Origin of the sequence: Agrobacterium sp. V1 (assembly GCF_030518355.1) — a bacterium.
GTDB lineage: Bacteria > Pseudomonadota > Alphaproteobacteria > Rhizobiales > Rhizobiaceae > Agrobacterium > Agrobacterium cucumeris.
Genome location: NZ_JAULSF010000002.1, coordinates 680,387 through 704,556 on the forward strand (window position 1 = coordinate 680,387; position 24,170 = coordinate 704,556).

The window sequence follows — 24,170 nt, forward strand, 5'->3', positions numbered from 1 at the left end:
GCGGCGGCCAGAAAATGGCCGCTGTTATCCCGCATCCGTCAGGTTGCGGATGATGCGCATGAAAATGCCTGCGCCGATGCCGATCAGCGCGTCCGGAAAATCATAATCGGGATTGTGCAGGTTGGGATAATCCTTGCCTGCGCCTAAAAAGAACATGGCCGATGACGAGACGGCGCGGAAGCGGCCGAAATCCTCGGAAGCGCGCATGGGAAGCCCTTCCGAACTATGGGAAATTTTCTCTTCATCCAGCGCCCGCAGAATGTGATCGACCGCGTCAGGCGCATTTTCGCAATGCAGGAAAATATCGTCGTAGGTGATGTCGAGCGTCAGTTTCTGTTCGTCCGCCAGCTTTTTTGCAAGCGCTTCCGCAGCCGCACAGAGCTTTTCCATCCGGTCGTCGGTGAGTGTGCGCAGCGTCGCCCAGATTTCCGCGTCGGCCGGCGAGATGCCGAAGGCCGCTTCGCCCATCACTGCATGGGTGATCGTCACCATCGAAAAATCGGGTTCTGGCGGAAAGCCGGAGCCGAGATCGGTCAAGGCCGGCATCAGCTGCGATATCGCTTGCATCGGCGAAACGCCGTGCTCCGGCGAGGAGGCATGCGCCGTCTTGCCGGAGAAACGGATTTTGATACCACGCGAAGCGCAATTGACCGGCCCTTCCACCACGCTGACATGGCCGAATGGCAGGCCTGGAAGATTGTGGAGGGAAAAGGCGTAATCCGGCTTTATCTCGCCAAAGCGCGGATCGGCGATGACGGCTGCCGCCCCAGCGCCGGTTTCTTCCGCCGGCTGGTAAAGGAGAATGACGCTGCCGGTTTGCGGTCGGTTGCGGGAAAGGCCAAGCGCCAGCGCCGTCAAGATGGTCGAATGGCCGTCATGGCCGCAAAGGTGACCCTTGCCGTCGGTGCCGGAACGGTATTCGGCCTCGCTTTTTTCGTGGATGGGCAGGGCATCGAGTTCCGAGCGGATCAGGATCGCCGGGCCGCTTTTGCCGCTGTCATAGACCGCCGCGACGCCATGGCCACCCAGATCGGCATAAAGCCGGTCGGGTTTTGCCTGTTCGAGGAAAGCGCGGATGCGTCGGGCTGTTTCCTTTTCTTCGCCGGAGGTTTCCGGATGGCGATGGAGATCATGGCGAAGCTCGATGAGATCGAGCATGTCCTTGTTGGTCAGAAACATAAAAATCCCTGCGGGTTGCGGCCGGTTTTTCCTGCCGCAACTTACAGATCATTGCCTTCAATGCAAAACCTTTGGCGGGTGCCAGCGTTTGCCGGTTGTCTTGGGCTTGGCGGCTAGGGTGATGACATCGGCAGGCATAGCGGCCTTTGGTTTGGCCAATTCCAGCCGTGCAAGGGCCGCGCGTGCTTTCTCGGCATATTCCAGATGCGCGGCGTCGTCCGAATGGTAGTGCTGCAGCCTGTCGAGGATTTCGGCACCTTCCACCGCCCTTTCGGCGGCGATGAGGGCGACGGCGCATTTATAAAGCGCCTCGCGGTGGAAAGGCGCGCGATTGGTCACCTGCCGGAAAGCTTCTGATGCCTCGTGATAATGTTGTTGCGCCAGCCGCGCTTCACCGATGCGCATCCACAGCAGAACCGGGTCCTGACCGCTGGCAAGAAGTGCCAGAAAGGCGATTTCCGCCTCCCGGAACTCACCCCGGTCGAAAGACAGGTTGGCGAGACCGAATTGCGCGCCGGAATGGTCGGCTGCTGCCGCCAGCACCTGGGCAAAGGCGATGTTGGCGGCGGGTTTTTTGCCGGTCTTGTAAAATTTGAGGCCCTGTTCATAGACGAAACGGATACTGCGTGGATGCAGCGTGCCGCCGAGATTTTCGCCCGAGCGGGTGCGGAATAGCGTGCAACTGAGCTTCTGCTCTTCCGGTCCGAAGAAATATTTATAGGGCTCATTACCGCGCAGGAAGTCATAGGTTTTGAAACCCTGCTCGATGGCTCTGCGGATGCAATGCCCGTGCAGCACAAGACCGGGCGAGGGGGTCTTCCAGTTTTCGTCGCGGCCGGTGATGTAGAACAGCACAGACTTTTTCTGCCGGTCGATGATGTTGGCGAGTGCACCGAGCGGCTGGTCGCCGAACCACAGGACAGGCACTTCCAGATCGCCTCGGATATAGACATCCATCAGCATCTGCCGTGTTGCGCCGATCAGCAGTTCCGTGCGTTCCTTGCCCTTGTGTGGCGCCCAGCGGATGCGCCAGAAGTCGAACAGGATATCCATGTCCCGTTTGATCGTTTCTTTCGTTGCGAAGGTGATGCGATATTCATCGCCACCCTCCACTTTCCGCAGGAAGCGCCTGAGCTTCTGGCGGGTCTGGCTGCTCATATGGCTGTCGAGATAGCCGTCGAAAGTATCGGGCAGGGCGACCACCGGGCAGATGCAATTGTTGATGTTATAGGGGTTGGTCGGCATGTTGTCGCGAAACATGACGAGTGGCCCCTGCAGCGCACGGACCATCGCACTGTGCCGTTCCGGCGGGCCGGAGAGGTAGTCGAGCTTCAGTTCGGTCCAGTTCTGCTGGCGAATGTAGGAACAGAAACCGGCGACGGCGTGATTTTCATAGTCCGGCAGGGTGATGAAGCCGGTGTAATCCGCCGCTGCATTGCCGGCCATGACGATGCTGTCGTGGAAGCGGCCGGTTTTCTTGTCCGGCTCGGTGACGAGGCGCAACGGGAAAAAGGCCACATAGGGCGAGCCTTCCGGGCGTTCACGCAGAGCCAGAATGAACCAGCGCTTGCGGCGTGGCATATAATCCCTGAGCCAGCCCCAGGAGAGGAAATGCCGTGCATGGGGATCGGCCATGAACACCGCGTCCCAGTTTTGCCGGATCGCCTCGAAACCGGCGTCGGTGTCGATGATGTCGATACGCATTTTTGCCCCCTCCCAATACAGATCACAAATTCGGGAGACTTCATTTTATGGGCAAACGGCCGGCTTCAAATATTCCCTTCGGGTGAAAGGCGCCCATCAAATGGGATTAGCCCGTGGCGGTTTTCCCGCCGGCGCGCCGCGACAAAAAAGCCCTTGTCCACCGGTTGTAACTCTCTAACATGCGGGCTGAATGTTCGATCGGCTCAACGGTCCGCATGGCACGGGAGTTCTCATATGGCAGTTCCTTTTATGCTTCTGACCGGCGCCAGCCGTGGAATAGGACATGCCACCGTCAAGCTGTTTCAGGAGAAGGGCTGGAGAATCCTCACCGTATCGCGGCAACCATTCTCGGAGGAGTGCCGCTGGCCATCGGCGCGGGAGAGCCATATCCAGGCAGATCTTGAGGACTTATCCGGCATTGAAGATCTGGCGGCCGAGGTGCGTTCGCGCCTGCCAGAAGGAAAACTTGCGGCTCTCGTCAACAATGCCGGTATTTCACCGAAGGGCGAAGGCGGCAGCCGACTTGGTGTGGCGGATACCACAGCTGACATCTGGACGCGTGTGCTCAACGTCAACCTCGTTTCCACGGCATTGCTCGCCCGCGCGCTTTTGCCGGAATTGGAGGCCGCGAAAGGCTCTATCGTCAATGTCACCTCGATTGTCGGCTCGCGCGTACATCCTTTTGCCGGCGTGGCCTATGCCACCTCGAAGGCAGCGCTTGCGGCGCTGACGCGGGAACTGGCGCATGAATTCGGCCCGCGCGGCGTGCGCGCCAATGCCATTGCGCCGGGCGAGATCAACACCGCCATCCTCTCTCCCGGAACGGCGGAGCTGGTAGAAGCCCAGGTGCCGCTCGGCCGGCTGGGCACCACGGCGGAGGTGGCGCAGACCATCTATTTCCTCTGCTCGGACCAGTCGCGCTACATTAACGGCGCGGAAATTCACATCAATGGCGGCCAGCACGTCTGACGCCTCAGCCCAATCCAACCGAAACGGAGCCCTTACCGATGACCATCCTGCCGAATTCCGTCGAGGCACGCGACATCGCCTATCAGATGCACCCGAACGTCAACCTGCGCAAATTCGAAAAGACCGGCGGTCTGGTGATCGAAAGCGGTGAGGGCATCTATGTCACCGACAGCAGCGGCAAGCGTTATATCGAGGCGATGGCGGGGCTGTGGTCGGTGGCGCTTGGTTTTGGCGAACAGCGGCTGGTGGATGCTGCAACGAAGCAGATGCAGAAGCTGCCCTATTACCACACCTTCTCCTACAAGACGCATGGCCCATCCGTTGATCTCGCCGAATTGCTGATCGAGCTTTCGCCGGTGCCGATGTCGAAGGTGCACTTCACCTCGTCTGGTTCCGAGGCGAATGATCTTGCCGCCAAGATGGTGTGGTATCGCTCCAATGCGCTGGGCAGACGAGACAAGAAAAAGATCATCGGCCGCATCAAGGGTTACCATGGCGTGACCATCGCATCAGCCTCGATCACCGGCCTGCCGCGCAACCATGAGAGCTTCGATCTGCCGCTGGACCGCATGCTGCATACGGCTTGCCCCTCCTATGTGCATTTCGGCAAGGATGGGGAAAGCGAAGCGGATTTCACCGTGCGTATCCTGAAGGAGCTGGAGGACCTGATCCTCCGCGAAGGCCCCGAAACCGTCGCCGCCTTCTGGGGCGAGCCGGTGATGGGCGCCGGCGGGGTTCTCCTGCCGCCGGAAGGATATTGGGAAGGCGTGCAGGCGATCCTGAAGAAATACGACATTCTGCTTGTCGTGGATGAGGTGATCTGCGGTTTTGGTCGCACCGGCAAGATGTTTGCCTGCGAGACCTATGGCATCAAGCCGGACGTGCTTGTCGTTTCCAAGCAGATTTCGTCGTCCTACATGCCGCTTTCGGCGATCATCATGAATGACAGTTTTTACCAGCCGATTGCCGATGAGTCCGACCGGATCGGCTCCTTCGGCCATGGTTACACCGCCTCCGGTCATCCGGTCGCGACGGCGGTGGGGCTGGAAAACCTGAAGATCATTCAGGAGCGTGATCTGGTCGGCAATGTCGCCCGGCTGGAGGGCAAATTTCTTGATCATCTGAAGGCGCTTGCCGATCATCCGCTCATTCATTCCTCGCGCGGCGTCGGTCTCCTTGGCGCGCTGGAAGTGAAGCCATGGGAAGGCTTGAAGGCCGGCGATACGACGCTCGCTATTGCCGCGGCCATCGAGGAAGAGGGTGTCATCACCCGGCCGATCGGCGAATCCATCTGCTTCTGCCCGCCGCTGATCATCACGGCGGAGCAGCTGGACGAGCTGTTTGCTGGTGTGAAACGTGGTCTCGACAAGGTCGCGGCCGCGCGCGGCTGAAGATTCCCGCAGATATTGCCGGTCGGTTCATCCGGCCGGCATCGTTCTATCCCCTGTAGGCCACGAGCACTGCGCCGCAGCCGATCAGGACAACGCCGAGCCAATTGGGCAACGACAGCCTTTCCCCGAGAAACAGCACCGCAAAGACGGCGACGAAGACGACGCTCAGCTTGTCGATGGGGGCGACGCGGGCGGCATCGCCGATTTTCAGTGCCCGGAAATAACATATCCACGATGCGCCGGTCGCCAGGCCTGAAAGCACGAGGAACAACCAGGTGCGCCCGGAAATGGTGGAGGGCTGCTGCCAGTTGCCGGTGATGTAAACCATCAGGCCCGCGGCGGCGAGGATGACGATGGTGCGGATGAAGGTGGCGAAATCGGAATTGACGTTTTCGATGCCGATCTTCGCAAAAATGGCGGTGAGCGCCGCAAAAGCCGCTGACAGCAGTGCCCAGAATTGCCAGGCGAGAAACAGGTTCTTCATGTGATGCCGACTCCGTTCATCCATTCGCTCCCGTCTGGCTCTATAACATCTGCCCGGCGATAAGAACTGTTTTCACGACTATATCTGAACGTGGAAGGCCGGCGCATCGATCATGATGCGCCGGCCTTCATGTAAGAGCCTGTCCGGACGGAGCCGCGACAGGCCGGACCTTGGGAGGTCGTATTATTCGGCGGGCTGAACCGATGCCGGCAGTGCCGTATCCACATCGGCGATGCCGGAGATTTCTTCCTGGCCGCTGAGCACGCGGGCAAGCTGGTCCTGATCCAGTTCACCTTCCCAGCGGGCGACGACGATGGTGGCGACGGCGTTACCGACGAAGTTGGTGAGCGCGCGGCATTCCGACATGAAGCGGTCGATACCGAGGATCAGCGCCATGCCGGCAACCGGAACGGATGGCACGACGGAGAGCGTTGCGGCGAGCGTGATGAAGCCAGCGCCGGTGATGCCGGCCGCGCCCTTGGAGGAGAGCATGGCAACGAGCAGCAGCAGGATCTGTTCACCGAAGGACAGGTGGATACCGGTTGCCTGAGCAATGAAGAGGGCCGCCAGCGTCATGTAGATGTTGGTGCCGTCAAGGTTGAAGGAGTAACCGGTGGGAATGACGAGGCCGACGACGGAGCGCTTGCAGCCGGCCTTTTCCATCTTGCTCATCAGGCCCGGCAGGGCGGCTTCGGAAGACGAGGTGCCGAGAACCAGCAGCAGTTCTTCCTTGATGTAGCGGATGAGCGCGACGATGGAGAAGCCGTTGTAGCGGCAGACGGCGCCGAGAACCACGAACACGAACAGGGCCGACGTGACGTAGAAGGTGCCGATCAGCATTGCAAGGTTCGTGACGGACGAGATGCCGTATTTGCCGATGGTGAACGCCATGGCGCCGAAAGCGCCGATGGGGGCGGCCTTCATCAGGATCGCGACCAGCTTGAAGATCGGATACATCATGGCATGCATGAAATCGGTGACGGGCTTGCCCTTTTCGCCGACGATGCCGAGTGCGATGCCGAACAGAACCGAGAAGAACAGCACCTGCAGAATGTCACCACTGGCAAATGCGCCGACGATGGTGGTCGGGATGATGTTCATCAGGAAGCCGGTGATGGTCTGCTCATGGGCCTTGTCGGCGTAGGTCGCGACGGCCTTGGCATCCAGCGTCGAAGGATCGATGTTCATGCCGGCACCCGGCTGCACGGTATTGGCGACGATGAGGCCGACAACGAGCGCGAGGGTGGAGAACACCAGGAAGTAGATCATGGCCTTGCCGGCCACGCGTCCAACCTTCTTCATGTCGTTCATGCCGGCAATGCCGGTTGCGACGGTAAGGAAGATGACGGGAGCGATGATCATCTTGACGAGGCGGATGAAGCCATCGCCGAGCGGCTTCAGCTGCTCACCGAAGGTCGGATAGAAATGGCCAAGCGCGATACCGGCGATGATGGCGACCAGAACCTGGAAATACAGGTGCTTGTAAAATGGCTGCTTGGCGTGGCCTGCGGCCACGGCTGTGCTGTCGATCATGTTTTTTCCTCCTCGGCCTCACCCTGCCTTTATTGGCCTCCCGGGATCGCCGTGACGTTGACGGCTTCGCGCCGATTGCGGAGTCATGTGCAATACGCATGCCAGACTTGCTTATTTGTCGTAACTGCCTGATTTAAAAAGTACTTTTTATTGGTGCTTTGCCGGCTCACGGGCATTTGTGCGGAATTCCGGACAAATTCTCTTGCGGTCTGTGTGTAAATCCGCACAATTAGCGCATGACCTATCAGGATCAGGCACCTCATTCTCAGGCGAAACGTCGCGCGCAGTGGCTGGCGCTGGCCGGCCTGTGGCTGCTCGTCAGTCTTGGTGCCCTGCTGGTGGCCGATGAATTCGCCCGTCATCAGGCAATGCGAACGGCGGGTTTCGAGGCCTCAACCGATGCCGAACTGAAGATTGCGCTCCTGAATGTCGCGCTGGAGCGGCCGCGCGCCATTCCGCTGGTTCTGTCAGGTGATCCCGATCTTTCCACCGCGCTGGATGGCGGCGACGCCGTCGCAGTTGACCGGCTGAACCGCAAGCTGGAGGGGCTGATTGAAGGCACGCAGTCGTCGGTCATCTATGTGACCGGGCCAACCGGTCTCACCATCGCTTCCAGCAACTGGCGGGAGGAGGACAGCTTCGTCGGCTCCAACTACGCATTCCGCGAATATTTTCAGGCGGCAATGAAGACCGGCATGTCCGAACATTACGCGCTCGGCAATGTCAGCCGCCGGCCGGGTCTTTATATTTCCCGCCGCATCGATGCCGCGAACGGGCGGCCGCTTGGTGTTGTCATCGCCAAGGTGGAGTTCAATCGTCTGGAATCGGACTGGAACATTGGCGGCAAGCCGGTTTATGTGGTCGACAGAAACGGTGTCGTGCTGATGACGAGCGTGCCGGAATGGCGCTTCAAGACCGTTGCGCCGATTGATGAAGCGCGGCGAAAGGTGATTTCCGAAAGCCTGCAATTCGGCAATGAGACGCTGGCGACCCTGCCGTTCCGGCCGGCCCGCTCATCGGGCGATGATGTTCCGCTGATCCATGTCGATGAGCCGGGGCGGGAGCGCGGCGATTATCTGCGGCTGGAAACGCCGGTGCCGACGACCACATGGACCCTGCATTACCTGCAACCCGTAGCGCCGGCGCTGAACGCCGCCATCCGCGAGGGCCGGGTGGTGGCGCTGGCGACGCTGATGCCGCTGATGGGTCTTTCGGCCCTGTGGCTGTGGCGCCGACACAAGACGCTCAAGGAAAAGGAAGAGGAGCAGCGCGCCCGCACGGAGCTGGAAATGAAGGTGCAGGAGCGAACCCGCGACCTGACGAAGACCCGTGACCATCTGCAGGCGGAAATCGCTTTGCATGAAAAGACAACGGGCGAGTTGCGCAATGTGCAGCATGAGCTGGTGCAGGCCAACCGCCTTTCGATTCTGGGCCAGGTGGCGGCGGGTGTGGCGCATGAAATCAACCAGCCCGTGGCGACGATCCGCGCCTTTGCCGACAATGCCCGCACCCTGCTGAAACGCGACCGTTTGTCCGAGGCGACCGAAAATCTCGAAAACATCGCCGCGCTGACCGAGCGCATCGGCACGATTACCGGTGACCTGAAGATATTGGCACGCAAGGGCCGCACCGCCGCCGAGCCGGTCAGCCTCAAACTGGTCATTGAAGGCGCGGTCATGCTGCTGCGCAGCCGTTTTTCCGGGCAGATGGATGCGCTGGATATCGCGCTTCCGGATCAGGATTTGAAGGTGCTCGGCAGTCGTATCCGGCTGGAGCAGATCCTCATCAACCTTCTGCAAAACGCGCTGGAAGCCACGGAAGAGATTGGCTCTGCCCGCGTGGAAGTGCGCGTGCGCGAGGAGGGCGATATGGTCGTGCTTTCGGTCAGCGACAATGGCGGGGGTATTCCCGAGGCCATCCGCGCCCAGCTGTTTTCGCCCTTCAACACCTCAAAGGAAAGCGGCCTCGGCCTTGGCCTCGTCATCTCCAACGATATTGCCTCGGATTATGGCGGACGTATCGAGGTGACGAGCAGCGGGGCGGGCACGGCTTTTTCCGTATATCTGAAGCGAGCATGACATGACGGTGGATGGAACCATATTCCTGGTGGATGACGACTCGCAGCTGCGCAAGGCGATGGTGCAGACGCTGGAACTCGACGGATTGCCGGTCACCTCCTTTTCCCGCGCCGAACAGGCGCTTGCGGCGCTGAACGAGGATTTCGACGGCATCGTCATCACGGATGTGCGCATGCCGGGCATGACCGGCCTCGAATTCTTCGACCATGTCCGCAAGATCGATGCCGATCTGCCTGTCATCCTCATCACCGGCCATGGCGATGTGCCGATGGCGGTCGATGCGCTTCATAACGGCGCCTATGATTTCATCGCCAAGCCCTTTCCGGCCGAACGCATGGTGGAGAGTGCCCGCCGTGCCCTGGAAAAGCGCCGCCTCGTGCTGGAAAACCGCGCGCTTCGCCGCGCTGCCGGGCAGGCGGAAGACGATCTGCCGCTGATCGGCCAGACGCCGGCCATGGAGCGGCTGCGTACCACGCTTAGGCACATTGCCGATACGGATGTGGATGTGCTGGTGGCGGGTGAGACAGGCAGCGGCAAGGAAGTGGTGGCGACGGCGCTGCACCGCTGGAGCAAGAAGCGCTCGCGGGGGAATTTCGTGGCGCTGAATTGCGGCGCACTGCCGGAAACGGTGATCGAAAGCGAGCTTTTTGGCCATGAGCCCGGCGCCTTCACCGGCGCGCAGAAGAAACGTGTCGGCCGTATCGAACATTCCAGCGGCGGCACGCTGTTTCTGGACGAGATTGAAAGCATGCCGCTTGCCGTGCAGGTGAAGATGCTGCGCGTGCTGGAAATGCGCGAGGTGTCGCCGCTGGGTTCAAACGAGGAACGGCCGGTCGATATCCGCGTGGTGGCGGCGGCCAAGGTCGATCTTGGCGATCCCGCCGAGCGCGGCACCTTTCGCGAGGACCTTTATTACCGGCTGAATGTGGTGACGCTGTCGATACCGCCGCTGCGGGAACGTAGGGCGGATATTCCGCTGCTGTTTTCCCACTTCGTCACCAAGGCCGCCAATCGCTTCAACATGCCCGTGCCGCAGATCAGCGCCGGCATTTCCCGTCGGCTTCAGGAACATGACTGGCCGGGCAATGTGCGCGAACTCGGGCATTTCGCCGAAAGGGTGGTTCTGGGGTTGGAGACCGAAGCGGCCGTTGCACCTGTTGCACAGGCCACCATACCCGCATCCGGCACCTTGCCCGAGCGCATGGATGCAATCGAGGCGCGGATCATTCGCGAAACGCTGGAACAGTCGAATGGGGATGTGGCGGAGACAATTGCAACGCTCGGCATTGCCCGCAAGACGTTTTATGACAAGCTGCAACGCCACGGCATCAACCGGGCGGATTATGTGAAGAACTGAGGGGGGCTTGAAAGAGCCGCAACGCTTTGGACGGGTTTCCCACACTCGGGTCATCCTCGCCCCTGAGGCGAGGATCCATCGGAGCTCGAAAGTGTGGATCCTCGCCTCAAGGGCGAGGATGACGGAGGAGGCATTGGCGCGCTCGCCAGTATGACGCTCAGCTTTTCTGCTGTCGCTCCTGCTGGAAGCCGCTGGCGCTATTAGCCCGCGACGCAGAAATGACGCTGGCCGTCATAATCCGTATAGGTGCCGGTGCGGGTGTTGAAGCTGCGGTAACGCTGCGAGCAATAGTCATACCAGGCGTTGGTCCACGGCTCGATGGTGCGATAGGTGGCGCGCTGGCCATAGACCGGGCGGCTGTCATAAACCGGCTGCGGGCGATAGACCGGTGCCGGACGATAGACGGGAGCGGGGCGGTAGACGGGGGCCGGACGGTATTCCTGGTAATCCGGCTCGTCATAGACATAGCTCGGCTCGTAACGGCGCGGCGGGTCGATGTAGACGCGCTCATCGTCAACAGGCGCCGGGCGGGAAAGGGCGGAGCCGACGGCAACACCGGCAGCAAGGCCGAGTACGCCACCCAGAATGGCGGCGTCGCGGCGGTCACGGCGGCCCCAGTCGTCGGCAGACGCGGTGTTGAAAGGAACGATGGTCGCTGCGGCAACGGCGACGGCCAGAACGGTTTTAGCTGCAAAGGACGACATGGTCTTCTTCCATCCAGACGGCAGGGGCGCTGCCAGTTGCAAATTCGATGGTTAAAGAAATATAGCGCTGCTGCTGAACGGGCGCTGAATGAATTGTGGCGTGTTGACGGCCAAAATTCGCGCGGGCCGGCCCGATTTTCGCAAGCCGCGCCGCCAGGTGGCGGCGCGGCAAGCGTTGATCATGCGGCGTAACGGCTGATCGCCAGATCGTGCGTGTCGATCTCCGGCTTGGTCCCGCTGATGAGATCGGCAAGTACGCGGGCGGAACCGCAGGACATGGTCCAGCCAAGCGTGCCGTGGCCGGTGTTGAGGTAAAGATTGCTGTAGCGGGTAGCGCCGATGACTGGCGTACCATCCGGTGTCATCGGGCGCAGGCCAGACCAGAATTTCGCCTGGCTCTGATCCCCCGCGCCACCGAACAGGTCTTCCACTGAATGGGTCAGCGTTCCCTGCCGCGCGGCCGGCAGATCCTTGCTGAAACCGGCGATCTCTGCCATGCCGCCGACGCGGATGCGCGAACCCAGCCGGGTGATCGCCACCTTGTAGGCCTCGTCCATCACGGTGGAGACGGGTGCGCGCTCCTCCTTCACGACCGGAACGGTGATGGAGTAACCCTTGACCGGATAAACCGGCAGGTTAAGGCCGAGCTGGCGCACGAATTGCGGAGAATAGCTGCCAAGTGCAGCGACGAAAACATCGGCTTCCACCAGACCCTTGGTGGTTTCCACGGCCTTGATGCGGCCGGCTTCAACTACAGGACGCATGATGCCGGTATCATAGATGAAGGTAACACCGGCTTCTTCCGCCATGCGGGCGAGCTCGGTGGTGAACATGAAGCAGTCGCCAGTCTCGTCGCCGGGCAGGCGCAGGCCACCGACGATCTTCTCCTTGGCGGGCGCCAGACCGGGCTCAATGGCAGCGCAGCCGTCGCGGTCGAGAATTTCGAAGGGTACACCGCCGGCGGTCAGCACGTCGACATCCTTGCCGATGGCATCGAACTGCTTCTGGGTGCGGAAGACCTCAAGCGTGCCCTGCATGCGCTGGTCATATTGGATGCCGGTCTCGTCGCGCAGCGCCATCAGGCAATCGCGGCTATATTCGGCGACGCGCACCATGCGGCTTTTGTTGATGGCATAACGCGCCGAGGTGCAGTTGCGCAGCATCTGGCTCATCCAGCGCCACGCCGCCGGATCGGCCGTCGGGCGGATGATGAGGGGGGCATGTTTCATGAACAGCCATTTCATCGCCTTCATCGGAATGCCTGGCGCTGCCCATGGCGAGGAGTAGCCGGGGGAGACCTCACCGGCATTGGCGAAGCTGGTTTCCAGCGCCGCGGCCGGCTGGCGGTCGATCACCGTCACCTTGTGTCCGGCTTTGGCCAGGTACCAGGCGGATGTCACGCCGACAACGCCGGCTCCGAGGATAGTGACGTTCATGATCGTCTCACTTGTTACTGACTGATGTTGAAGCGGCTGCCGGGGTTTCTCCCGGCTGAATATAGCTGCGGCGGTAACGGCGTCCGAGGCCGGTCAGGATTTCATAGGCAATCGTGCCCGCATCCTCGGCGATGTCTTCCAGTGTCTGTTCAGGCCCTATCATCTGAACGAGGCTGCCCTGGGTTAATGTTCCCTCGGGCAGGGCGGATATGTCGAGAATGATACTGTCCATCGAAACGCGCCCGGCAATTGGCAGGCGAATTCCATTGTACCACGCTGCCCCGCGATTACTGAGCGAGCGTGGCAGGCCATCGGCATAACCGGCGGCGATTGTTGCAAGACGTGTGGGACCTGCGGCTTCGAAGGAGCCGCCATAACCGACCAGCGAGCCGGCGGACACGGTGCGTGTCTGGATGACGGCGAGATCGAGACGCACGACCGGCTTCATCGGGTTCGGGCGGGCAACGGAGGGCGCGCCGCCATAGAGCGCGATGCCGGGGCGCAGCAGGTGATTATGGTAATCATGGCCCAGAAAGATGCCACCGGAATTCGAAAAACAGACAGGTGCGTCAGGAAAGGCGATCGCGGCCTTGCACATCACGGAAAGCTGCGCGGCATTGGAGGCATGGTCCGGCTCGTCGGCGCAGGCGAGGTGGCTCATCACGAAGGCGATGTCGATACCATCGAGCAATGCCGGCCGGGTGGCCAGGATTTCAAGCTCTTCGGGGGAGAGGCCAAGACGGCACATGCCGGTATCGATCTGCACTGCGGCGGTGAGCGTCCTGCCAAGCTTTTTCGCATGGGCCGCCCATTGCGCAATCTGCTCCAGCGAGTTCAGAACCGGCGTGACGGCCATGGCGGCGCAGGAGGTTTCGTTGCCGGGCTGAAGCCCGTTGAGCACGAAGATCCGCGCTTCCGCCGAAAGACGTAGGCGCAGCGCCAGCGCCTCATCGATATGGGCGACAAAGAAATTGCGACAGCCTGCGTCGAACAGGGTTTGCGAGACGATATCAGCGCCGAGGCCATAAGCGTCCGCCTTGACGACCGCTGCCGTCTGCGATGCGGGGGCCATGGCCGCAAGGGTCAGGTAATTGTCGCGTAATGCGCCGAGATCGATGCTCAGATGGCCGCTTGCACCACCGGCTGCCTGCTGGCGGCTGATCTGCATGTCCATGGTCGTTCACCCTCATTTTTATCCCATGAGAGTATTGCAACGATTATCGAATTTCTTGGCGATTGTTCGAAGGAAATGCGATAGAATTCAAAATGGCGCAATTTTCTTTGTCTGATTGGAATTTTCTATGTCGTCACTTGATGCGACCGACCGCCACATCATCCGCCTGCTTCGGCTCAACGCCCGTATCAGCAATGCGAAGCTGGCCGCGGAAGTCGGGCTTTCGGCCTCGGCCTGTCTGCGCCGGGTCGATATTCTCGAACGGGAGGGCATTATCCGCGGATATACGGCGCTGACCAGCGGCCTTGCGGGCGGAGAGGTCATCTCGGTCATCGTGCAGATCACGCTCGACCGCCAGACGGAGGATTTTCTCAACCGGTTTGAGAATGCGGTGCGGCGGTATCCGGAAATCCGCGAATGTTACCTGATGACCGGCGGCTCGGATTATTTCCTGCGCTGTGAGGCGGAAAGTGCGGGGGATTTCGAGCGGATTCACAAGGAGATTCTGTCGAAACTGCCGGGGGTTTCGCGGATTCACTCGAGTTTTGCGATCCGGAATGTGTTGGCGACGCCGAAGGCGAGGTAGTGTCGAGGTCGGGGCTTACCCCCCTCTGTCCTGCCGGACATCTCCCCCACAAGGGGGGAGATCGGCAAGACGCTTTACCGCCACTTCAATCTCAACGTTGAGATGGGAGAGACCTCGCCTCGGGTCGATCTCCCTCCTTGTGGGGGAGATGTCCGGCAGGACAGAGGGGGGTAAGCCCCACGCGCCACCTTCGCGTTGCTACCCCCACCACCGATAAAAATGATGCACCGGCCCCCGCCCATTCCCGACAGCAAGCCCCCGCCCGGCATCGAGCGCCCCATTCAGATATTCCTTCGAAAGCCCGACCGCCTCCCGCAGCTCACAACCCCTGGCAACGTGGGCCGTAATCGCCGCCGCCAGCGTGCAGCCGGTGCCGTGGTCGTTCTTCGTGTCCACCCGCGGCGCGGCAAGCGCCAGCATGGTGCCATCAGCAAACAGATAATCCGTGCTCTCAGGCCCATCGCCATGGCCGCCCTTGATGAGTACGGCTTTTGCACCGGCCTTGAGGATCGTCTCGGCCTGGCGGTTGATGTCCGTCTGCGCCTCCGCCATCGGCGTGCCGGTCAGCAGCGCCGCTTCGGGCAGGTTTGGCGTGACGACGGCCGCGAGCGGCAAAAGCTCCCGCCGCAATGTCTCGATGGCGTCCTCATGCAGCAGCCGGTCGCCTGATGTCGCCACCATCACGGGATCAAGCACCACCGGTTGCGATTGCCGCCGCAGCCGTTGCGCGATGGCGGCGATGGTTTCGATGCGTGAGACCATGCCGATCTTCACTGCATTGACGGCGAGATCGGAAAAAACCGCGTCCATCTGGGCAACGATGGTGGCCACTGAAATATCCTCCACCGCCGTCACGCCCCTGGTGTTCTGGGCGGTGATGGCGGTGATGACGCTGGCGGCATAGACGCCGACAGCGGAGAAGGTCTTGATGTCGGCCTGAATGCCGGCACCGCCGCCGCTGTCGGAGCCGGCAATGGTCAATGCAATGGATGTCATGGCTGTCTCGCTTTCAGCGCCGCGTCAATTGCAGAGCGGAAGCCCTTGGTTGCGCTGTCAATATCGCCTGCCCGGAAGATGGCGGAAATAACCGCGACACCATCCGCGCCGGCGGCGATGACTGACGGTACACGGGCAAGGTCGATACCGGCGATGGCGCCGACAGGCATATCCGGCCGCCATTCGCGCAGCAGGGCGCGAAGCGTCGCAAAACCATCGATACCGACCGGCTTGTCCGGGTTCACCTTGGAAACCGTTTCGAACACGCCGCCAATGCAGGCGTAATCGGCAGGCATGGAGGCCGCTCGCTCGGCATCGGCGCGGTTCTTGACGGTGAGGCCGATGATCGCCTTTTCGCCGAGAATGCGCCGTGCGGTCTTCGCATCCATGTCATCGGCACCGAGATGCACGCCATCAGCGCCGGAGGCGAGCGCCACATCGACGCGGTCGTTGATAACAAGCGGGACACCGGTGCCGGCGATGGCCTCATGAATGGCGCGGGCGTTGTCGATCATCTCCCGCGTCGAGCCGTGCTTGTCACGATATTGCAGAATGGTCGCACCGTTGAGTGCGGCCGCCAAAGCAAGCTCGGGTAAGGGCGCGACATCGGCAAGACTGGCATCGACCAATGCGTTGAGGCGGTAATCAACCTTGTTCATGCTCTATCCTCGCGTGGTTGATGATGTCTTCCCCTGAAATTTCGGAAAGCGCATCCAGAAATGCCGGTTCGAAGGTGCCGGGGCCTCTGGCCTGTTTCGCAGCTAACTCGGCGGAAACCCCTGTCACGGCAAGGGCGGAGGACGCCGCCGCCAGCGCATCTTTCTCCACGGCCATGAAAGCGGCGATGATGCCGCCCGAGAGGCAACCGGTGCCGGTGACCTTTGCCATCCATGGATGACCGTTGACGATCCTGACGCCACGGGTCGTGTCGCGGAGATGATCGACCGGCCCTGTTTCGATCCGCACCGCGTCGGGCACATCGCCGATCAGGCTCATTTCGGCGCGGTTACCGCGCACGATCGTCGGGGAAAGTGCGATGAGTTCGCGGGCAAACTCCAGACGGGATGGCGAATAATCGCAATGGACGGGGTCGACGATCCACGGCTTGCCGGATGCATTGACGATCTCGATCGCCAGCCGGATGACCTTGCGCCGCTCGGCATCCAGCGTGCCGAGATTGACGGTCAATGCATCCGCCTTGGTGACGAAGCTCTCGATTTCCTCGAGCGAGGTGGTCATCGAGGGAATGCCGCCGACGACGGTGATGCCGTCGGCGGTGAATTTCTGCACCACGGTGTTCATCAGGCAGTGTACGCGCGGGCGCGTCTTGCGCACCCGCTCCAGAATCTCGGCGGCTTTTGCCGCTGTCGGGAAATTCGTCGTCATGGCTGCTGCAGCTCCACGGCGATATCGTCTGCCTTCGGTGCCTGCTTGATCAGCTGCATCTCCTGCATGAAGGCGCCGAAGCGGTCGTAGCGCGCGCGGTCGAGAGCGGCGGGACGTTTGGCGAAACGCGGTAGCGTGTCGAAGAAGGCCTGCTTGTTCAGCGCATCGTCAAGGTTCGGATAGGCTTTGATGAAAAGCTGCCAGGAGTCCTGCGGGTGATTGGTGATGAAGATCGCGGCCTGCTCCACGGCAGAGAGGAAACGCGGCAGGCGGTTGTCTTTTGCGAGATCGCGATGGGTGACGAAGATCAGCTCGTCATAGGCCGGCACACCATGTTCTTCCGGGAAGAAGGAGCGGCCCTCATGGCCTTCGAGCTTCATCTGCGTCAGTTCGAAATTGCGGAAACCGCCGAGCGTTGCATCCACCTTGCCGGCGATCAGCGATGGCGAGAGCGAGAAATTGACGTTGATGAGTTCGACGTCATCCTTCGTCAGGCCGTCCTTTTCCAGCATGCGCTTAAGCATCGCATCTTCAAAACCGGAAACGGAAAAACCGACCTTCTTGCCCTTCAGGTCCTTCAGGCTCTTGATCGGCCCATCCGCGAGAACCGTGACGGTGTTCAGCGGAGTTTCCACCAGTGTGCCGAAACGCACGAGCGGCAGGCCGGCATCGTGATCGAGATAGAGGTTCGGCTGGTAATGCACGCCGATATCGGCCTGTTTTGCCGAGACGAGACGCGGCACGGCGGAAGGGTCGGCCGGCGGCACCAGTTCCACCTCCAGCCCGGCGTCGGCAAACAGGCCACGTTCCCTGGCGATCACCATCGGCGCATGATCGGGGTTCACGAACCATTCGAGCAATACGGTAAGCTTGTCGGCTGCCTGTGATTGCATGGGAGCAAATGCGCCTGCTGCCGCGACGATGAGGGAAAGAAGCGTTCGTTTCATGGTGCCGAAAGTCTCCGTAAATATCTGAGAGGAATGGTATATTCTGTTTCTTTGGCCCAGGGGGCCAGATTGGCGGTCGCCCGGTCGACGATGAGCCGCAGCAGCACCGCCATGACGGCAAGAATGGCCATGGCGGCAAACATGGTGTCAGTCTGCATGCGGGCATTGGACTGGATCATGACGAAACCGAGCCCCGCCGAAGCTCCCACCCATTCGCCGATGACGGCGCCCAGCGGGGCGAGCGGGGCGGCGACCCTCAGCCCGGAAATAAGCGATGGCAGCGCCAGCGGCACGCGCAGCCGGGTGAGGATCTGCCAGTGGCTTGCCTCCGTCAGCGAGGCGGCGTCGAGAATGGCGCGATCCGTGCGGTTAAGGCCATCGGTGAAGGAGGAGGCGACGGGGAAGAAGATGATGATCGCCGTCATCACCACTTTCGAGGCCATGCCGAAACCGAACCAGAGCACGAGAATGGGCGCGAGCACGAAGACCGGGAAGGCCTGGAGCACCAGAACCATGGGCCAGACGAGGCGGCCAAGACGCGGGATAGCGGCGATGGTGAAGGCGACGAGGATGCCAGCCGTAACACCGGCCGCTAGCCCAAGCGCCATTTCGCCAAGCGTTACCATGGCCTGCCCGAACAGGAAGCCGGGCTGACGCCAGAAGGCGGCGGCGACATCGGCGGGCGACGGCAGGATATAGCGTGGCGGCGCAAACAGCCATGTGCCTGCCTGCCACAGAAGCAGCAGGAGACCGATACCGTTCAATGCATGGGTGGCACGCATGAGCCGGACCTCAGACGCAAACGCACCATGTGCGAAGGACAGAAGGTTTCAGCATCATCATTCAGTCTCCAGATGTGACAATCACGGAGATCATGGCCAAGCGGAGAAGAGAAAGGGCAGCGCCTGAAGGGTGCGACAGTTTCCGTTCCTACGCCGGCATGACCCGGATCAGGTTCAAGGGTCCGGCTCATCGCCATCTCAGCACCGTTCGGTGCTCCCCTCGGAATGCGTGGGAAACTGTCGCTTTTTTAGCTGGCTGTCAACGGCTCAGATGCTGCGAAGCTGTTCAAACAGGGCGATATGTCGGCTATCGGCACGATAGAAAACCGCCGGCTGGCCGAGCGGCGCTTCGATGGTGACTTCGCGTCCGCCGGGATGGCGCGCGCCGCTCCACAGGTGCACCCATTCGCCATTGCCCGGAAGATGAAGCTTGCGCTGCGTTTCGCCCGCTTTCCAGACCGGCGCAACCAGCATGTCGGCTCCATAGAGATAGCAGTCCTGAATGGCGTAGGTCTGCCGGTCATCCTCGAAATGCAGGAAAAGCGGGCGTTGCACCGGCAAGCCTGTCTCAGCCGCCTCTGCGGAAAGCGATTTCAGATAGGGGGCGAGCGCAACGTAAATTGCCGTCATGCGGGCGAAATGGGCGAGAACCGTTTCGTCCTGATCGATCTGGAGATTGTCGCGCGGGCGATTGCCCTCATGGGTGCGCATGACAGGCGTGAAGGCGGCCATTTCCGTCCAGCGCATGATGAGTTCCGCTGTCCGGACATTGCCGAACAGGCTGGTGTAACCGCCAATATCGGAATGGTGATAGGCGTTGCCCATCAGGCCGGAAGAGAGCGCGCCGCAGATGACGGTGACAAGCCCGTCGTGGCGGGAGAAATCGACCGACTGGTCGCCGCCCCAGATCAGCGGGCAATGGGCCTGCACACCGGTGAAGCCTGCGCGCATGAAGAATAGCGCTTCACCCGTCTTGCCCCGGCTTTCGACGGCCTTCGCGTTAACCTCGGCCCAGAGGGTGGGCCAGGCATTATGCATCAGCTTGGCATCGACGCCGTTGGAGAGGTTGATGTCGATCGGCAGATATTCGCCAAAATCGGCCATCCAGCCGGAAAGGCCGAAATCCAGCATGTTCTTGCCGATGATCTCTTCGGCAAACCACTCGGCGGCGGCCGGATTGGTGAAATCGACAACGCCGCAGTCGAATTCGCCGAAATCCACCAGCGCCGTCTTGCCGTCCGCGCCAGTTGCGAAATAACCGGCTTCTTCGGCGGCCGGGAACAGCGGGCCGTCAACGCAGAGATAGGGGTTCACATAGCCCAGGAAACGAATGTCGTGATCGGCCAGCTCGGCGATCTTCTGGCGCAGATGTGGGTAGCGGGTGTCATTGGCCTGCCAGTCCCAGAAGAGGCGCGCGCCGAACGATGTCTGGCGCAGGCCCACCCAGTCCTCGCACCAGAGGCCGGAAACCTTCGTTCCGGCCGCACGGATTTTCTCCAGCCGGGCAAAGGAGTTGACGCCGTCCTTTAATCCGATGATCGCGCCGTTATAGACCCATTCCGGCAGTTCCGGCTGGCGTCCGAACCGCAGCGACAGGGCGGAGACGATATCGGTGAAGGCATCGCCGGCGAAGAACTCGATCTTTTCCGGGATCGCCCATATTTCGATTTCGTGGAAATCGCCGTTGCGGAAATCGAACACCGAATAGGCGCTCGTTTCCACATGCAGGGCGTATTTGCGCGACGAGAGATACGTCGGCTGCGGGTAGTTGGTGTTGTAATAATCACCACCCGCCTTGCCGCTCACATCGGCCTTGAAGGTGATCTCCGAGGTCTTGTCACGGCCGACGCCGGGTTCAGAAGTCCAGAGCGGGAAACGCCGGCCGCGCATGTCGAGATAGGACATCTGCTCGCCGCCGCCCCAGACGTGCTCATCCGTTTCCGCGACGATGCGCAGCCACAGGCGGTTGATGGTTTCATCCAGAGCCGTCAGCCTGATGGCGTTGCCGTCCAGCGTCAGGCGCAGGCGAGTGGCCTGTCCGGGCGCGGAGGAAAGCGTGACGCTGTCGCCATTCAACTCGGCGTGGCACAGGGCGGTCCGCTCGATGACATAGTCCTCTATGTCGAAATTGCCGCGATACATATCCATCCGCTCGCGGCCAGAACCGGCGAAGAAGGCGGGGTTGTCTGGCGAATGGGCAAGGATGGTGCGGCCGCCGATTGCGAGCGTGAAGCCGTCTTTGGTCTTTTCGAAATGCATGACTGTACCTGTTTAGCCCTTGAGGCCGCCGGCGGTGAGGCCGGAGACAACCCGTTCCTGAAAGATGACGATCAGGATCGCGACCGGCACGATGCCAACCACCAGCGCCGCCGAAATGACCGGCCAGGGGAAAGCGAACTCGCCCTGATAAAGCTGGATGCCGACGGGCAGGGTGCGGAGGGCCGGATTGGAATTGAAGGAAAGCGCCAGCAGGAATTCATCCCAGGCATTAACGAAGGCAAGAATGCCGGCGGTAAAGACGCCCGGTGCGCAGAGCGGCACGACCACCTTGAACAGCGCGCCGATGCGGGTGCAGCCATCGATCATGGCGGCGTTTTCGAGATCGCGCGGAATGCTTTCGAAGAAGGAGACCAGCATCAGCGTGCAGACCGGCAGCGAAAGCACGGTGTAGGGCAGGATAAGCGCCGTCCAGCTGTTGAGCAGGTTCAGCGCCCGCATGATTTCGAACAGCGGCACCAGCAGGGTCACCAGCGGAAAGGTGGAAACGGCGATGATGAGCGACAGGATCAGCGCCCGGTATTTGAGGTTGAGCCGCGCCAGCGCGTAAGCCGCCAGCACCGAAATCAGGATGGTGAGTGCGGTCGAAAGCAGCGCCACCATGAAGCTGTTGAACAGGAAGAGGTGCAGCGGCTGATCGGAAAAGGCCTGCATGTAGTTGGCCAGCGTGGGCGCGTGCGGAAACCAGGTGATCGGCTTCGCCGTCAGTTCCGCTTCCGTCTTCAGCGAGGTGAAGAGGATCCAGATTGCCGGAAACAGGCCGTTGACCAGAAGGATGGAGGCCGCGATGAAGCGCAGCGGCTTGCCGGAAAAGAACGAGGACAGACCGGAATTTGCAACGGTGCTCATGGGATCAGTCCTTCGTCCTGATGATGCGGAGATAAACGGCGGTGACGCACATGGAGAGCGCAAACATCATGACAGCGAGCGCCGAACCGTAACCGAGATCGAGGAAGGAAACGGTGTTCTGGTGAATGTACATGGCAAGCGTCGTGGTGGATGTGCCGGGGCCACCGCCGGTCATCATGTAAGGAATATCAAAGGTCTGCAGCGCCGTGATCGTGCGGAAGATGAGGGCGACGACGATCGAGGGCTTGAGAAGCGGCAGGGTGATTTCGAAGAACTGCCGGATTTTACCGGCGCCATCCACATCCGCCGCCTCGTAGAGCGAGCGGGGAATGGTCTGCAGGCCGGCAAGGATCATCAGCGCCATGAAAGAGGATGTCTTCCAGATGATCGTCAGGCAGATGGCCGCGAACGCCCAGTTGGGGGAGTTGAACCAGATGACACCTTCAAAGCCCAGCCGGTTCAGCACATCATTGACCACGCCATACTCGTAATGGAAGAACCACGCAAAGATCAGGCCGGCAAAGGAGAGCGGCAGCGCCCAGGGGATGAGCAGCGACAGGCGCATCGGCCATTGCATGGAAAAGGGCAGATTGGCAAGCAGCGCGAGGCCGAGGCCCATGAATAGCGCGCCGGGCACGGTAATCAGCGTTATCAGAACCGTGTTCCAGGTCGTTTCCCAGAAGATCGGGTCATCGAACATCGCCGTGTAGTTTTCAAAGCCGATGAATTCCGCCGGCAGGCCCGATGTCAGCGACAGGCTGAAAAACGAGGTATAAACAAGCCGCGCCACCGGATAGACGATGATGAGCGACAGAAGAATGGCGGCAGGCGCCAGCAGAAGCACGGCAAGCGACCGGTCGCCGAGATCGAGCCACCGCGTCCAGCGCGGCAGCTGCTTTTCGTCCACCCGGACCATGGTTCTTTCCGGCATTGTCACACCTGCCACTCCCGCAACTGGATTCACGTCATCGTCTCCCGATCGGACCGGTTCATATCCGGCCCGTTTATCGCACCGCCCGGGCGCGTTTATTCCTGTCCGTCGAAGCAGCCGGAAAGGGCATGAAACCATGCCGCTTTCCGGCCTTGAAGCTTAGCGCAGAACGCGCCGCAGACGGCTTTCCATCTGCTTTGCGCCGTCTTCCGGCGTCATGACACCGGCAAGTACGCCGTTGACGGTGGTGCGGATCGTCTCGCTGACCTCGTTGTAACGCGGCGTCACGGGACGGGCCTTGGCGGTTTCAACCACGGGCAGGGCATCGGCGAACCACGGGATTGCCTTGGTCACGTCGGCATCCTTGTAAAGCGCGGCATAGGTCGGCAGCAGCGTGGCGTTGATGGCCATGAACTTCGACACATCCTGACCGGAGAGATATTCCACCAGCTTCTTGGCTTCATCCTGCTGTTTGGAATAGGCGGAAACGCCGAATTCCCAGCCGCCGAGGCAGGTTGTCTGCTCGCCGCCCTTGACGGCCGGCAGGCGGGCGACGCCAACCTTGTCGTTCACCTGCGATTCCTTGCCCTGGAAATGCGTCCAGGCGTAGGACCAGTTGACGGCGAAGAGAACCTTGCCAGCCTGGAATTCCTTGCGGGTGTCGTCGGTCGCGACTTCGGAAATGTTCTTCTTGGAAATGCCTTCATCGACAAAGCTCTTCCAGAGCTTCAGCGAATCCACGGCCGCCTGGTTATCGAAGTTCAGCTTGCCGTTTTCGACCAGCGACTTGCCTTCGCTCCAATAGGGCAGGAGGAAGGTGCAGACCGCGCCTTCGATCGCCTTGCCCTGGAAGGACAGGCCCTGAAGCTCGGGGTTCTTTTCACCCTCCATCACCTTCTTGGATGCTTCCTTCAGCTCGTCCCAGGTGGTTGGCGGCTGAATGCCATATTTGTCCAGCAGGTCCTTGCGGTAATAAAGGAACATGGAGTCGGCGAAGGCGGGCAATGCCACGATCTTGCCGTCAACGGTGTTGGCTTCGGCATAGGTCGGCAGATAGGCGGACATGTCCTTGCCGGAGAAATCGCTGGTCCAGCCGGCGGTGGCGAATTGCGCCGGACGGATGACGTCGAGCATCAGCACGTCGAGGCTGGAATCCTTCGCCGACATCACGGTGTTGAGATATTGCGCCTGCATTTCCGAGGTGTTGCCGCCTGTCTCGATGACAACCTTCACGCCCGGCGTCTTCGCCTCATATTGATCGAGCGCCTTGCGCCAGACATCCGGCTGATGCTGGCTGGAAACGAAAACTTTCAGTTCGGCATCGGCAAAGGCCTGTCCCGAGAAAGTGAGCATGGTTGCGCAGAGCGCTGCCCTGGTTATAGCTTTGAATTTCATGTGTTCCTCCCG

Annotated in this window: 21 protein-coding genes and 1 riboswitch; of the genes, 5 read left to right on the forward strand and 16 right to left on the reverse strand. The window is 60.9% G+C overall.

The window, feature by feature from the left end:
• Window positions 1-24 precede the first annotated feature (24 nt).
• Together QSV77_RS17250 and QSV77_RS17255 are read right to left on the reverse strand one after the other, a co-directional pair.
• Window positions 25-1,179 (reverse strand): amidohydrolase, encoded by a 1,155-nt coding sequence (locus tag QSV77_RS17250; protein WP_302734418.1) that lies wholly within the window; start codon window positions 1,177-1,179, stop codon window positions 25-27.
• A gap of 57 nt (window positions 1,180-1,236) precedes the next feature.
• The gene (locus tag QSV77_RS17255) at window positions 1,237-2,883 is read right to left on the reverse strand and encodes a GNAT family N-acetyltransferase (protein ID WP_302734419.1); all 1,647 of its coding nucleotides are present in this window, start codon (window positions 2,881-2,883) and stop codon (window positions 1,237-1,239) included.
• Between the two features lie 234 nt (window positions 2,884-3,117).
• Here QSV77_RS17255 and QSV77_RS17260 point away from each other — a divergent pair, with 234 nt between their 5' ends.
• A complete protein-coding gene (locus QSV77_RS17260; RefSeq protein WP_194287719.1) occupies window positions 3,118-3,852 on the forward strand; it encodes an SDR family NAD(P)-dependent oxidoreductase in 735 nt (244 codons plus the stop codon).
• 38 nt (window positions 3,853-3,890) lie between these two features.
• Window positions 3,891-5,243, forward strand: a complete 1,353-nt coding sequence (locus QSV77_RS17265) for an aspartate aminotransferase family protein (RefSeq protein WP_302734420.1) — start codon at window positions 3,891-3,893, stop codon at window positions 5,241-5,243.
• Window positions 5,244-5,289: 46 nt separating this feature from the next.
• On the opposite strand, the gene QSV77_RS17270 is transcribed toward QSV77_RS17265, so the two are convergent.
• Window positions 5,290-5,727: an EamA family transporter gene (locus tag QSV77_RS17270; RefSeq protein ID WP_302734421.1), complete on the reverse strand. Its 438-nt coding sequence runs from the start codon at window positions 5,725-5,727 to the stop codon at window positions 5,290-5,292.
• Between the two features lie 183 nt (window positions 5,728-5,910).
• Complete coding sequence (locus QSV77_RS17275; RefSeq protein WP_142842708.1) at window positions 5,911-7,260, reverse strand: dicarboxylate/amino acid:cation symporter; 1,350 nt, start codon at window positions 7,258-7,260, stop codon at window positions 5,911-5,913.
• 236 nt (window positions 7,261-7,496) lie between these two features.
• Between QSV77_RS17275 and QSV77_RS17280 the strand changes: the two genes are divergently transcribed.
• The gene (locus tag QSV77_RS17280) at window positions 7,497-9,338 is read left to right on the forward strand and encodes a sensor histidine kinase (protein ID WP_302734422.1); all 1,842 of its coding nucleotides are present in this window, start codon (window positions 7,497-7,499) and stop codon (window positions 9,336-9,338) included.
• A gap of 1 nt (window position 9,339) precedes the next feature.
• On the forward strand, window positions 9,340-10,695 hold the full coding sequence (locus tag QSV77_RS17285; protein ID WP_302734423.1) for a sigma-54 dependent transcriptional regulator: 1,356 nt from the start codon (window positions 9,340-9,342) through the stop codon (window positions 10,693-10,695).
• A gap of 200 nt (window positions 10,696-10,895) precedes the next feature.
• On the opposite strand, the gene QSV77_RS17290 is transcribed toward QSV77_RS17285, so the two are convergent.
• The 3 genes from QSV77_RS17290 to alr form a co-directional block, all read right to left on the reverse strand.
• Window positions 10,896-11,399, reverse strand: coding sequence for a BA14K family protein (locus QSV77_RS17290; protein WP_052819027.1), 504 nt, complete (start codon window positions 11,397-11,399; stop codon window positions 10,896-10,898).
• A 179-nt stretch (window positions 11,400-11,578) separates the two neighbouring features.
• Window positions 11,579-12,898 (reverse strand): D-amino acid dehydrogenase, encoded by a 1,320-nt coding sequence (locus QSV77_RS17295; protein ID WP_302735264.1) that lies wholly within the window; start codon window positions 12,896-12,898, stop codon window positions 11,579-11,581.
• Complete coding sequence (alr, locus tag QSV77_RS17300; RefSeq protein WP_302734424.1) at window positions 12,843-14,009, reverse strand: alanine racemase; 1,167 nt, start codon at window positions 14,007-14,009, stop codon at window positions 12,843-12,845. Before alr ends, QSV77_RS17295 begins: the two co-directional genes overlap by 56 nt.
• A 127-nt stretch (window positions 14,010-14,136) precedes the next feature.
• Between alr and QSV77_RS17305 the strand changes: the two genes are divergently transcribed.
• The gene (locus QSV77_RS17305) at window positions 14,137-14,595 is read left to right on the forward strand and encodes an Lrp/AsnC family transcriptional regulator (protein ID WP_003500727.1); all 459 of its coding nucleotides are present in this window, start codon (window positions 14,137-14,139) and stop codon (window positions 14,593-14,595) included.
• Between the two features lie 198 nt (window positions 14,596-14,793).
• Here QSV77_RS17305 and thiD read toward each other — a convergent pair whose 3' ends face one another.
• The 9 genes from thiD to QSV77_RS17350 form a co-directional block, all read right to left on the reverse strand.
• Window positions 14,794-15,591, reverse strand: coding sequence for a bifunctional hydroxymethylpyrimidine kinase/phosphomethylpyrimidine kinase (gene thiD, locus QSV77_RS17310; protein ID WP_302734427.1), 798 nt, complete (start codon window positions 15,589-15,591; stop codon window positions 14,794-14,796).
• Complete coding sequence (gene thiE, locus QSV77_RS17315; protein ID WP_302734428.1) at window positions 15,588-16,250, reverse strand: thiamine phosphate synthase; 663 nt, start codon at window positions 16,248-16,250, stop codon at window positions 15,588-15,590. The genes thiD and thiE overlap by 4 nt, the downstream gene beginning before the upstream one ends.
• Window positions 16,237-16,977 carry a hydroxyethylthiazole kinase gene (locus QSV77_RS17320; protein WP_302734429.1) on the reverse strand — a complete coding sequence of 247 codons (741 nt, stop codon included), beginning with the start codon at window positions 16,975-16,977 and terminating at the stop codon, window positions 16,237-16,239. The genes thiE and QSV77_RS17320 overlap by 14 nt, the downstream gene beginning before the upstream one ends.
• Window positions 16,974-17,924 (reverse strand): ABC transporter substrate-binding protein, encoded by a 951-nt coding sequence (locus tag QSV77_RS17325; protein ID WP_161991428.1) that lies wholly within the window; start codon window positions 17,922-17,924, stop codon window positions 16,974-16,976. The genes QSV77_RS17320 and QSV77_RS17325 overlap by 4 nt, the downstream gene beginning before the upstream one ends.
• The gene (locus QSV77_RS17330; RefSeq protein ID WP_142842716.1) at window positions 17,921-18,706 is read right to left on the reverse strand and encodes an ABC transporter permease; all 786 of its coding nucleotides are present in this window, start codon (window positions 18,704-18,706) and stop codon (window positions 17,921-17,923) included. Before QSV77_RS17330 ends, QSV77_RS17325 begins: the two co-directional genes overlap by 4 nt.
• 128 nt (window positions 18,707-18,834) lie before the next feature.
• Window positions 18,835-18,937, reverse strand: a riboswitch (TPP riboswitch).
• A gap of 36 nt (window positions 18,938-18,973) precedes the next feature.
• Window positions 18,974-20,965 (reverse strand): alpha-glucosidase, encoded by a 1,992-nt coding sequence (locus QSV77_RS17335; RefSeq protein ID WP_302734430.1) that lies wholly within the window; start codon window positions 20,963-20,965, stop codon window positions 18,974-18,976.
• Window positions 20,966-20,977: 12 nt separating this feature from the next.
• Complete coding sequence (locus tag QSV77_RS17340) at window positions 20,978-21,832, reverse strand: carbohydrate ABC transporter permease (RefSeq protein ID WP_035220846.1); 855 nt, start codon at window positions 21,830-21,832, stop codon at window positions 20,978-20,980.
• Window positions 21,833-21,836: 4 nt separating this feature from the next.
• A complete protein-coding gene (locus QSV77_RS17345; RefSeq protein ID WP_003519885.1) occupies window positions 21,837-22,748 on the reverse strand; it encodes a carbohydrate ABC transporter permease in 912 nt (303 codons plus the stop codon).
• A gap of 174 nt (window positions 22,749-22,922) precedes the next feature.
• Window positions 22,923-24,158: an ABC transporter substrate-binding protein gene (locus QSV77_RS17350; RefSeq protein WP_142842718.1), complete on the reverse strand. Its 1,236-nt coding sequence runs from the start codon at window positions 24,156-24,158 to the stop codon at window positions 22,923-22,925.
• Between the last annotated feature and the right edge of the window lie 12 nt (window positions 24,159-24,170).